Genomic DNA, 12,345 nt, shown 5'->3' with positions numbered 1-12,345 from the left:
TGATTTTAGTCGGGTTGCTTAAAACAAGAGCTGCTGTTTCATTTCACCCGATGCTTTTAGTCTTTTTTAATTCGAGCGGCGGCGACGTCAAAAATCTTGTCGATCCAACCCTCATAAAAGTCCGGCTCATGGGTCACGAGCAACACATTGCCGTCAAAGGCCTGCAAGGATTCGCGCAAAGCATGCTTGGTCTCGTCATCCAAATGGTTAGTCGGTTCATCCATGATAATAAAGTTGCTTGGCACTAATTCTAGCGCACTTAATTTAACCTTAGTCTGTTCCCCACCACTTAAAAGTTTCATGGGCTTCATCGCGTTCGCGGCATTCAACCCGGCACGGGCCAAACGTTGCCGGATCGTCTTTGGCTCTAATTTAGGGAACTCATTTTGAATCGTCTTTAATGGTGATAAATCAGGATCATCCCACACCAAGTCCTGGTCAAAATAAGCGATTTTAACTGCTGGCACGAATTTGGCAGAACCGCCGAAAACTGGGATCCGGCCTAGAATTGATTTGATCAAGGTCGATTTACCTGCACCGTTAAATCCTTTTAGCACAACTTTTTCACCGTGAGACATTGAGAAAGTCACCGGTTCTAGTAAAGGACTCTTGTAGCCCACAGACAGATCCTTGACGGTCAAAACTTCAGACGACATTAAGTTCACATAAGGGAAATTAAAGTGAGATTGTAAGTTATCACTTGGCGGCGTGATTCTTTCCATCTTGTCCAACCGCTTTTGCCGCGATTTAGCCATCGTCGACCGTGTCCCAGCCTTGTTTCTGCGAATGTAAGCTTCATCTTTTTCAATTTGTTGACGTTGCTTTTCATAGGCCTTACGCTGTACTTCTTTTTTAACTTCTTTTTGCTTGACCGCAGAACGGAAGCTCCCCGTATATTTGATAATTTTTCCAAAAGCCACGTCAATAATACAGTTGGTGATTTTTTCCAAGAAATCAAAATCATGGGAAATTACCATATAACAACCTTCAAAGTTGTTCAAATAGTTAGTTAACCATTCAATATGTTCCGTGTCCAAATAGTTAGTTGGTTCGTCCAGCATTAATACGTCGGGCTCTTCCAACAACAATTTGGCCAGGATGATCTTGGAACGCTGACCACCAGAACATTCACTGACCTGTTTGTCGACACCGATCGCATCGATCCCCAACCCAGTCATTACCTGGGCAATTTTCGTATCGATCTCATAGAAATCAGCGGCTTCCAATTTTTCTTGGATCTTGCCCGCTTCTTCTAGTAACTCGTCATTCATGTCCGTCGCGTACTGCGCGTAACATTCAGCCTGACGATCCGCTAATTTAAATAAGTAAGCAAAAGCCGTGTGCAAAAACTCACCGATCGTTTGTCCTTGCCCAGCTTTAACGTACTGATCTAAATAGCCAATGGTAATATTATTTTGCCATTTAACAGTTCCTTCATCCGGCAATTCGGTCCCCGTCAATAATTTGATCAGGGTCGACTTTCCCGCCCCATTTTGGCCAATAATGCCCATATGGTCTTCTTTATTAAAACGAAATGATGCATCTTCATATAACTGTTTATCTGCAAAAGCCATTGATAGATGTTCAACTTCTAAAACACTCATTGCTTAATTCTCCTATCTCTTCCGGCTTCAATTCTATCCCGCTCATTAAACAAGCGGCTCTTCTTCACTGATTATCTGAAAAAATACTTGTCTTAACAGGACTTTTTTGTCACACTGTCCTTGAATTATGCACTAAATCTCGGCAAACTGCAAAATAATTGGCTGACCTCTCCCAAATTGAGAGCAAAAATAAATCCACATGTGCTCAAAAACTTGGGCCCATGTGGAGCTATTAATTTGTTCAATTAATTGAAACTAACCCCTAAGCTAAGAACGCGGAGATTCCGCTCGAGCCGGAAACACCGTGCTGTAATCTTATTTTAGGTCAGCTCCACCAGGCTTTTGGCCGAGCAGCGCTGAATTTATTTAGCAGACTTTTCAGCTTCTTCTTGTTTCTTTAAGAAATCAAGAACTGCCAAATGTTGTTTACGACGGTTCTTAACGTTAATATTGTTAACCTTACGACGGTCGTTAGCTGTACCGATATGATCGTTATGTGACATTTTAATTTCCTCCCTTCAGATAATCATGCACTGTAATATTTTACAGAAAATCGAGACAGATTTCAAGTTTTTCTGCAAATTAGCCCTGTTTTTTAGTAATTTTGCGTAACCAACGTCAAATTTGTCAGTTGTTTCTGTCTTAAGTCACGTTAAGTCTAACATTAATTGACGGCTGATGATACTTATGCCAGTTGACCAGTAAAGCTTGGCGGCATAACAAACCCTCAGAAAGTTTATTCTTGTTGGTGTTTTTGCTTTTTATGATACCGTTGGATAAATTCTTTTTCAGTTGATGGAATATCTAACTTGGATTTTTTTAAACGTACGAAACCTGTAGTGGCATGGTGTGGATAATCTCCTTGTCTTGTTTTCCAACGATAGACATAATACTTGCCTTTTTTCTTTAGGTAGTTTTCTTCAAAGGGAAATTTAGCCTTTTGGGATTGCCGAGAACTATCTGACTCTATTTTTTCAAATATTCCTCGTTTGAACTTATCGTTATCATCAAAAATTAGAGTAGTATTATGCACATCGTATCCCAACTGCAGTTTGTTTTTATCTTTTTGATATTTACCTTGTAAAAAGGCAACCATAACTCCATCTTCTGCAACATCTTCTGTGGTATTAAGAACTGGTATCGCCACATAATGAGAACGGTCAATAAACTTAATGTATGACGGATGATACGAACCGTCTTTAGTTGAATCATAAGTGTATGTCTGATTGTATCTAATCTTTGTTACACTAGTACTTTCATTTTTTCTACTAATTGTCTTTCTGTCGTATTCATTTTTCACAAAAATAACGGCACTGATCACACTCAACACCAAGATAGTTACTATAGCGATAAATGAAGCATTTTTCTTCATAAGGTATTCTCCTCGTAACGATGATTTAGTTTTTACAATTATTTATGAAAAAAAGGAAATCGATTTAATGAATCTGCAATAGACTTCAACTGCTGCTTAAGGACTTTATTTCTAAACTTTGCTTTTAATTCTTGTGATCTTTTTTCTAAGGAAACTTTTCCATTAATAAATAAGGCTAACCAATGCCAAGTACACATTAGTTAGCCTTATTCCTGATTTCATCTTCTAACCAAGTTTTTCCGCTCTGTTATTAGTCGAACTCCTTGAGGCAAGAGATTCCACTTATCCCAACCCAGCCTTCAATGCCAAGTACGCATTAAAAGTCAGGTCACGATAATGCTCGTCTCTTAACCGCCTCACTCCGCTCTGTGTTGCTGAGTCGAGCTCCTCAAAGCAGGCCTTTCCGTCTATCCCAACCCAGCCTTCAATGCCCAAAACGCATTAAAGGCTGGGTCCAGATAGTACTCGAGTCCTCCCACCTTACTCCGCTCTGTTACTTAATATCCTCTAAGTCCAAGCCCAGTGCTTCTGCCACACGGGTCCCGTATTCAGGATCTGCTTGATAGAATTGCTTAGTTTCTAAGATCTTAATTTGTTTGTCATCAACGACACCCAAGTTTTCTTTGATTGTCTTAACCAAACGCTGCTTTTCATCTTCGCTCAAGATACGGTACAAGTCGCCCGCAGCGGAGAAATTATCCTCATCATAAGCCTTGTAATTGCCCGTTTGACCAGATAATTCGTCGCCATGGTTGCGTGCTGACAAGTCTTCAGTCGGACCATTTTGGCTATTTGGTTCATAGTTGACTTCTCCAGCATGGCCTTGTGCCATAAAGCCATCACGTTCATAATTGTGAACTTCATTTAATGGTCGGTTGACCTTTAATTGTTCATAGTTTGCACCCAAACGATAACGTGCGGCATCCTTGTAAGCAAACAAACGGCCTTGCAACAATTTGTCCAGTGATGGTTCGATTCCTGGGACCAAGTTAGCTGGTGCAAAAGCTGCTTCTTCCACGTCTTCGAAGTAGTTGTCAGGGTTCTTGTTCAAAGTGAATTCGCCCACTTCGATCAATGGGTAATCCTTGTGAGAAACAACTTTCGTGACATCGAAAATGTCATGCTTGTATTGCAAGCCTTCTTCATATGGCAAAATCTGTACGCAAACTTTCCAGCTTGGGAAGTTCTTGTCTTCGATCGCGTCAAACAAGTCATGCAACAAGTAGTCAGTATCTTCACTAGCAGCCTTGGCAGCAACTTCATCAGTCATATTTTGGACACCTTGTTCACTAATAAAGTGGTATTTGACCCAGTAAGCTGTACCGTCTTCGTTGACCCACTTGTAGGTATGGCTGCCATAACCGTTCATGGTCCGGTAACTAGCAGGATTGCCCCGGTCGCCCATCAAATATGTAACTTGGTGAACTGATTCAGGAGAATGTGCCCAGAAATCCCATTGCATGTTGTTATCACGCAAATGAGTCCGTGGATCACGTTTTTGTGAATGAATAAAGTCAGGGAACTTCAATGGGTCTTGGATAAAGAAGACCGGCGTATTGTTACCGACGATATCATAATTTCCTTCTTGAGTGTAAAAACGCAAAGCTACCCCACGAACATCACGCAAGGTATCTGGATAACCCGCTTCACCGGCAACTTGTGAAAAACGCAGGAAAATTGGTGTTTCCTTGCCAGCACCGTTGAAGAGGTCAGCTTTGGTATATTTTGACATGTCATTTTTTAATGTAAATGTGCCGTAAGCACCGGCACCCTTAGCATGAACGACCCGTTCTGGGATCCGTTCGCGGTTAAAGTGTGCTAATTTTTCTACTAATTGGTAATCTTGCAGTAAAACTGGTCCGCGAACACCTGCAGTTTGCGAATGGTTGTTGTCTGCCCATGGTTGGCCAGAACCTGAGTTAAGTTGATCGTTAGTCATTAAAAATTCCCCCTTTTAAAAATATGCAGAGCACCACAAGCCAAAAAAACTTGCGCACTATCTAAGTCTGGCCTCAAATACATTCGTGGCATTGCAGCTGAGACTGGGATAGGCACAGAGTTCTGGTTTGCACAGCTCTAACAAACTAACATCCCTATCTTATCAAAAAGTTACTAAAATGTAATTGTAAACGCTTGAAAATAGTTTCACAAAAGCTAATAACTATGGACTTTTGCTAAATATTTTTAGTTTCACACAATCTTTCTTTCAGACTAGGTCACTTAAATTTTAAGCTATTTCCCCACTAGAATTCAGCTTCAATCACAGAACTTTTTATCCACTTTTTTAGCAGAAAAAAACTTTACCTTTTCCTAAACAGTTATCATTTTCTTTTTATCTGGTGCCTATGGTAGGATAAATTCAAGGACAACTATTAGTCCAAAAATTTAAAGGAGGTCCAGCGATTGAATGCTGACTACTATCAAGTTTCCACCCACGAGGTTTTAGAAAAATTAGCCGTAACACAGGATGGGTTAACAGAAAAGGAGGCAAAGCACAGACTAGAAAAAAACGGGCCAAACCAGTTAGCTGGGGAAAAACGCACCACCATTTTGCAAAAATTCATCAATCAATTTAAAGACTTGATGATCATTATCTTGCTGGTGGCGACTGTCATTTCTCTGCTGATTGGCGAAGCTTCTGATGCTTTGATCATCTTTTTGGTAGTTGTATTAAACGCTGCTTTTGGTGTTTTTCAAGAAGCCAAAGCCGAAAACGCAATTGATGCTTTACAAAAAATGACTACCCCCTATACGAAGGTCCGCCGAAACGGACAGGTCCAACAAATTCAAAGTGATCAGGTCACTTTAGGAGACATCGTTTTACTAGAAGCCGGCGATGTCGTTCCCGCTGACGCTCGGATCATTGAGGCCTATAATTTAAAAATCGAAGAATCAGCCCTGACTGGCGAATCCGTACCAACTGAAAAAAATAGTGAGATTTTGACTACTACCGCTCCGGAAATTGGCGACCAAAACAACATGGTCTTCATGAATACTAACGTCACTTATGGAACTGCCGAAGTTGTCGTCACGGCAATTGGGATGCAGACTCAAGTTGGTCAGATCGCCACCATGATCTCTGGCGTGGAACAAACGACAACGCCGCTCCAACGCAATATTAACCATTTAAGTAAAATTTTAAGTATCTTGATCTTAGTGATTGCCGCCGTAATTTTTATTTTCGGTACACTCACGGGACGCGAAACACCATTTGGCATGTTGCTGACCGCCATTTCCTTAGCCGTTGCAGCGATTCCGGAAGGCTTACCAGCCATCGTGACGATCACACTGGCCTTGGGAACTCAAGCGATGTCTAAGCGCAACGCCCTCGTCCGCAAACTGCCGGCCGTCGAAACTTTGGGGACGACCGAAATTATCGCTTCCGATAAAACTGGGACTCTGACCCAAAATAAGATGACCGTTGAACAAATCATGATCGACCAAAAATTACGGCCAATCACCGACTACACTTTACCGCTTTCGTCTCGACTAGCCACGATCATGATTTTGGCCAATGATAGCCAGCAAACGCCAGACGGCTTACTGGGAGACCCGACCGAAACGGCTTTGTTGCAATACTTTCTTGACCAAGATGACTCGCTGGAAGAAGTTACTGAACACTACCAGCGGATCGACTCGATTCCCTTTGACTCTGACCGCAAATTGATGAGTGCCATCGTCCAAACGCCAGCAGATGAGCGCTTCTGTTTGACGAAAGGTGCCGTTGACGTTTTATTAGGCCGGGTCACACAAATTGAAATCGCCGGTGAAGTTCGTCCCATCACTGAAGAAGACCGCCAACAGATCAAACAAGTCAACAGTCAGTTAGCCGCTAGTGCTCTGCGTGTGTTAGCTTACGCCTACAAACCACTCTCAGCAGAAACTACTGATGCTGACTATGAACAAGACTTGATTTTTAGCGGACTGACTGGGATGATCGACCCCGAACGTCCTGAAGCCCAAGCCGCCGTTGCTAAAGCCAAGGCTGCGGGGATCCGACCACTCATGATCACGGGTGACCACCAAGAAACGGCACAGACCATCGCTAAACGACTGGGCATCCTGCCAGAAGATAGTACTGATGGCGTGATCACCGGCCGGGAATTAAGTGCCATGTCTGATGAACAATTACGTCAGGAAGTTGAACACTATTCCGTGTACGCGCGGGTCTCTCCGGAACACAAGGTGCGGATCGTCAAAGCCTGGCAAAGTCATGGCAAAATTGTGGCGATGACCGGCGATGGGGTCAATGATGCCCCCGCCCTAAAAACCGCAGATATCGGTGTCGGTATGGGGATCACTGGGACTGAAGTTTCCAAAGGTGCCGCTGACATCGTCTTGGCTGACGACAACTTCGCCACGATCATCACTGCTGTGGAAGAAGGTCGGAAAGTTTTCGCCAACATCCAAAAGGCAGTCCAGTATCTGTTGTCTGCCAACTTAGGTGAAGTCCTGACACTGTCCTTGATGACCTTCGCAAACTGGGATATTTTCTTACCAGTACAAATTCTGTGGATCAACTTAGTCACGGATACTTTCCCTGCCATCGCGTTAGGCGTAGAAGATGGTGAACCCGATGCCATGACCCACAAGCCACGCGGTGCGAACTCAACTTTTCTTTCTAATGGAGTTGGTTCAAGTATCATTTACCAAGGGATCCTGGAAAGTTTCTTAACCCTTGGTGTTTATCTGTTAGCGTTACTTTATCCGGTTCATTCTAGTTCCGCGATGATCCATGCCGACGCATTAACGATGTCCTTTATCACCTTGGGTATGCTGCAGCTAGCCCACGCTTTCAACTGTAAGTCGATCCATCGCTCAATTTTTAGCCGGACAACTTTCAGTAATAAATTCTTTAACTGGGCAATTCTAGGCTCTGCAGTCTTGTTGGCAGCAACGATCTTTATCCCTGGCTTTAACCAAATTTTCCATGTTACTCCGTTAAACCTAACGCAATGGGGCATGATCTTTGGTGCAGTTTTGGCAATGATCATTATCGTAGAAGTTGTCAAATTTGTGCAGCGTAAGACTGTCTATCGTAATCTGTAAATAAAAATAGCCTCTGTTACCAGTCAAATTTGGCTGGCAACAGGGGCTTTTTTGTAGTTCTTCCACTTTAAGAAATCGTTTACATGTAATCTTTTTTAGACTACAATTGTGAAATAGGTTCAAAGATGTTTTTTCATAACTGCCTATCTCATCCTTAAGAATTGTAGGTGTTTCCAATGTCCATCGCTTTTTATTTTTTGATTCCGCTCAAGTTTCTGTTGCTTTTTTGGTCGTCTGAAATTAACTTACCGGTTGCCCACGCTGTCTTCAACAGTGCTTTGCTAGATTTTTTAGTAGATTTAATTCCGTTCATCCTCTTATTAATTTATGGCAGAAAGTTATTACGTTCAGAATGGCAGAAAATTGCTTCTCTAAAAAAATATTTTGTCAATGTTGTCTTGGGCTATCTAGTAATTGAAATAATTGTTTACGCCACTTGGTCTTTCTTTCCCAGCCCTGTTGTCGGCGAAAAAATTATTAATTATGCGACACCGTCAATAATCTTATTTTCAACTTCCGGTCTAATGGCAGCCTGTGTCGAAGAAATCGGTTTCCGCTACCTTTTCTTAAGGGACTTTTCTGGCCGTTTCAAGGACTGGATCTTATTGTTAACTTCCAGCTTTATTTTTGGTTTCTTACACATTTTCTTGAGCCACAGTTTTTTAGGAACAATTCCTTACATGTTGATTGGTCTGGTCCTAGGTCTACAATACGTTTATCACAAAAATATTTGGTACTCCATGGGAACTCATCTGCTCAATAATTTCATGATTGGTACACTCCCTGCCATTGTCGTTTATTTAATGCATCATTAAGACAAAAATGACCCTGCACCCCAAGAGTTCACCACTCTTTGGGGTACAAGGTCATTTTAATTGATATTAAATTTGTAGATCACGCTCAGGAGTTTACCGCTCTGTGTTAGTTTGCAGCGACGTAATCTTCTAGTTCTTTCAAATAGATAGCTTTCTTTTCATCACTGATCCATGATGTTTCAAATGAGTTCTTCGCTAATTGGACCACCTGGTCTTTCGTTAAATCATAGCGGTCAGCAATTGCGTAATAGTTATCACCAATGTAGCCGCCAAAGTAGGCTGGGTCGTCAGAATGAATCGAAACCTTCACACCCTGCTTCAACAATTCTAGAACTTCTTCACCCTTCATTTCTGGGGAAACATAGCCGTTAGATAGTGGGCAAGAAGTCATCCCAATGTTATTTTTGGCAGCGAATTGCACCAAATCCGGGTCTTCCACGATGTTAGTTCCGTGGTCCAAACGTTCCACACCCATAATTTCTAAGGCCTGGCGAATGTGTTCGATCGAGTCTTTTTGGTCAATATCACAGTGAGCTGTCAAATGTAGGCCAGCTGCCGCTGCATCTTCATACTGACGCGCAAATTTCAACGGTGGATTATTGTGTTCATCTGAGTCCAAACCGATTCCAATGAATTTATCCTTATATGGCAAAGCTTCTGCCAAAGTTTGACGAGCAGATTCCTTCGAAAAGTCACGTAAGAAGCACATGATCAGTGCTGCATCAACATTAAGTGCTCGACCGTCTACGACTGCACGGTGTAAACCGTTGATCACCGTTTCAAAAGCCACACCCCGGCTGGTATGTGCTTGAGGATCAAAGAAAATTTCCACGTGACGCACATGGTTAGCGGCTGCTCTCTTCAAATAAGCCATTCCTAAATCATAAAAATCTTCTTCTGTTTGCAGCACTTCCATCGCTGGGTAATAAACCGATAAAAATGAAGCTAAATCATCATAATCGTACGTCTTTTGAACTTCTTCGATCGTATCTTGGCCAATATCGATATGGTTACGTTGAGCAAGCTTTAATTTCAATTCTGGTTCCAGTGTTCCTTCGATGTGTAAATGTAGTTCGGCTTTTGGTAAATTAGCGGTAAATTCTTGACTGACTGCTGTTGTCACTATAATTCCTCCTAAGTTTTTGTCTCCGTGTTGTTTACATTACGAATTATAGCACAGTTTCATCAATTATCTATAATAAAAAGCGAATATTTATATTGATTTTATTTAAAATATATGTAAAAAAGTTCCATACTCTTTTGAATCATCTTAATTAAATAAGGAAAATGCTTTAGTTATGGCTCGTTTAGAAAAAAACAACTTTAAGGCAAATAATGAATATAACGAACATTCCATACTTTTGCACGAAGTCCCACATTCTTGCCAATCACATCTATCCCTGATTTGGCTCTGACAGACGGTGGTAACGTTGATTACCCTCACTTGTCTTACTTCGAACCAGTCTTAGAAGTTACGGCTGGCAAATAAGTTCATTACACAAAAACAGACAGATAATCCGAATTAAGCTTCGGGTTGTCTGCCTGTTTTTTTGTTAAAACTACCATACTTTGTCCGACTATGGTAGAAAATTTCCATAAATCTACCATACTTGCTTTAACTATGGTAGAAAAGCTAGTTAGACCTCAACTTGCTCTGATTATTTCTTCTTCAAACAAATAAAGACCGTAACACATTGCGGGATGTTTTCTGTCAGTATGCTGCGATCTTTTTTGTAGACTAATTCCGCTCTGTTTTTGTAGTCGAGCTCTGTGAAACAGAAAGTTCCGCCTATCCAAACCTGGGGTCAATGCCTAAACCGCATTAACTCCCAGGTCCCGATAGTGCTCGCTTTCTAACCGTTTCACTCCGCTCTGTTTTTCTTAGTCGAGTTCCGTGTTTCAGATTCTTCTGCTTAACCAATCAGGGAGTCACAGCGCTTAAAAACACGCTGTCACTCCCTGATCCGTTAATGCTCGGAATCTACCGAAACACTCCACTCTGTCTTATGCTAATGAATCCCATGGTTCCAATGCAACTGCTGGTGCGTCAACCACTTGTAATGATTTTTCATCAATGTACTTGCGGTTCACAACTACTTCATAGACAAATTGGTCAAACCATTCATCTGACATGACAAAGTAGCCCTTTTCACCAACTTTTTCGCCCCAGCTGTTTTCAACCTTCCATTTGGTAGGCTGGTCATCTACTAAGTCGACCCCTGTCAATGTCATGGCGTGAGAACAGTTGCCTTCGCGTGTTTCTAAACGTTGAGCCTTGTCTAAAGTTAATTCAATGTTAAACAAGTCAGCTTTCTGGAAGTATTCCGGTGCTAAGATCCCCAACTGGCGGTCAGAATATTCACCAACATCACAACCGAACCAAACTGTTTTGCCATCCTTCAAGGAAGCAATTGCTGCGTCCTTCACGGCTTGAATGCCAACGTTGGCCATTTCAACTGGTTTGCCGGCAAAAATGTAATTTTGACTAGGCAAGCCTAAGTTTTGGTTGCTTTCGTGATCAGGAGCGTCTGCCAAAACTGCGAAGTCATCAAAGTCTACAGCCACATATTTTTGGAAGAAGTCCTGTGGTGTCAAATCAGCATCACGGTGGTATTCCTTGTCATCATCGCGGTATTCAAAATCAAACTTAACTGGCGGCTGGCCAAAAGCATAAACCAACATCCGGTATACTTCGCTGATCATTGCTTTTTTAGCTGTCCGCAAATCTTCTTCACTGGCACCCGCTGCATGACGAGCACGCAAGTCAACGACATCATTTCTTAACTTGTAGTTCAAGACTGCTGAAATTTCTTGCGTCTTTTCACTGTTATAAGTTTCTGGCATCACGCTTTGTGGTACCACGCCATACTTGTTCAATAAAGCTGCACCGTTGGCCCACTGACCGCCATCGGTATCGCCCCACTGTAACATTGCCAAGTATTCCCGGTCGTCTGTTGGGCGGTCGATCAATTCGATGGCCCATTCTAACATCTTGTTAGCTTTTTCCAAACGGTCGTAAAACGAGTTATAGTTTTGCGAGAACTGGAAGTCTTTCAATTTGTATTTCTTCGCAAAATCATGCCGTAAAGTATTCAAAGTCGCAAACAACCAGCACCGACCACTTTGTTTTTGGTTAGTCACTGAATCAGTTTCAACTTCAACTGAAAAAGTCCGGTTTAAATCACGCAAGAAAGCATGATCTGCACTAGTTTTTTGCACGCCATTTTGTTGAACGGCACGAGCCAGTGCTTGGTTAGCTGGGACTTGTTTCAAGTCAGCTTGGAACTGTTGTAAATCTGTTAAAGTTAAGTCTTTTGTCAAATTTCTCACTCATTTCATTTTGTTATCTGCTTAGATTCTAGCATTTTAGGAGAGAGCATGGCAACTCTCTTTCTAATATTTTTTTAATTTTCTAAGAAAGCAGAGCAGAGCTTTCTGTTTCACGAAGCTCGCCCAAGAAAGTAACGCGCCTTACTGCCGAGCCCAGCGAAACCATAACTTGCAG

8 protein-coding genes are annotated in these 12,345 nt (G+C 42.0%); 2 read left to right on the top strand and 6 right to left on the bottom strand.

Annotated elements, in window-relative coordinates; all coding sequences use genetic code 11:
- Positions 1–56: 56 nt before the first annotated feature.
- The 4 genes from LPAF129_RS06235 to LPAF129_RS06220 form a co-directional block, all read right to left on the bottom strand.
- On the bottom strand, positions 57–1,604 hold the full coding sequence (locus LPAF129_RS06235) for an ABC-F family ATP-binding cassette domain-containing protein (protein WP_244055298.1): 1,548 nt from the start codon (positions 1,602–1,604) through the stop codon (positions 57–59).
- Between the two features lie 362 nt (positions 1,605–1,966).
- Positions 1,967–2,107 carry a hypothetical protein gene (locus LPAF129_RS06230; RefSeq protein WP_244055297.1) on the bottom strand — a complete coding sequence of 47 codons (141 nt, stop codon included), beginning with the start codon at positions 2,105–2,107 and terminating at the stop codon, positions 1,967–1,969.
- A 233-nt stretch (positions 2,108–2,340) separates the two neighbouring features.
- Positions 2,341–2,976, bottom strand: coding sequence for a hypothetical protein (locus LPAF129_RS06225; RefSeq protein ID WP_244055296.1), 636 nt, complete (start codon positions 2,974–2,976; stop codon positions 2,341–2,343).
- 493 nt (positions 2,977–3,469) lie between these two features.
- Complete coding sequence (locus LPAF129_RS06220; protein WP_244055295.1) at positions 3,470–4,915, bottom strand: catalase; 1,446 nt, start codon at positions 4,913–4,915, stop codon at positions 3,470–3,472.
- A 464-nt stretch (positions 4,916–5,379) separates the two neighbouring features.
- Between LPAF129_RS06220 and LPAF129_RS06215 the strand changes: the two genes are divergently transcribed.
- Together LPAF129_RS06215 and LPAF129_RS06210 are read left to right on the top strand one after the other, a co-directional pair.
- A complete protein-coding gene (locus LPAF129_RS06215; RefSeq protein WP_244055294.1) occupies positions 5,380–8,025 on the top strand; it encodes a cation-translocating P-type ATPase in 2,646 nt (881 codons plus the stop codon).
- A 176-nt stretch (positions 8,026–8,201) separates the two neighbouring features.
- Positions 8,202–8,840, top strand: coding sequence for a CPBP family intramembrane glutamic endopeptidase (locus tag LPAF129_RS06210; protein WP_244055293.1), 639 nt, complete (start codon positions 8,202–8,204; stop codon positions 8,838–8,840).
- Between the two features lie 106 nt (positions 8,841–8,946).
- Here LPAF129_RS06210 and add read toward each other — a convergent pair whose 3' ends face one another.
- Positions 8,947–9,963, bottom strand: coding sequence for an adenosine deaminase (gene add, locus LPAF129_RS06205; protein ID WP_244055292.1), 1,017 nt, complete (start codon positions 9,961–9,963; stop codon positions 8,947–8,949).
- An 881-nt stretch (positions 9,964–10,844) separates the two neighbouring features.
- Positions 10,845–12,161: a C1 family peptidase gene (locus tag LPAF129_RS06200; RefSeq protein ID WP_244055338.1), complete on the bottom strand. Its 1,317-nt coding sequence runs from the start codon at positions 12,159–12,161 to the stop codon at positions 10,845–10,847.
- Positions 12,162–12,345: the final 184 nt, after the last annotated feature.

It is taken from the genome of Ligilactobacillus pabuli, from assembly GCF_022836475.1.
GTDB classification, from domain to species: domain Bacteria; phylum Bacillota; class Bacilli; order Lactobacillales; family Lactobacillaceae; genus Ligilactobacillus; species Ligilactobacillus pabuli.
This window is presented reverse-complemented; position numbering and strand designations above follow the sequence as displayed.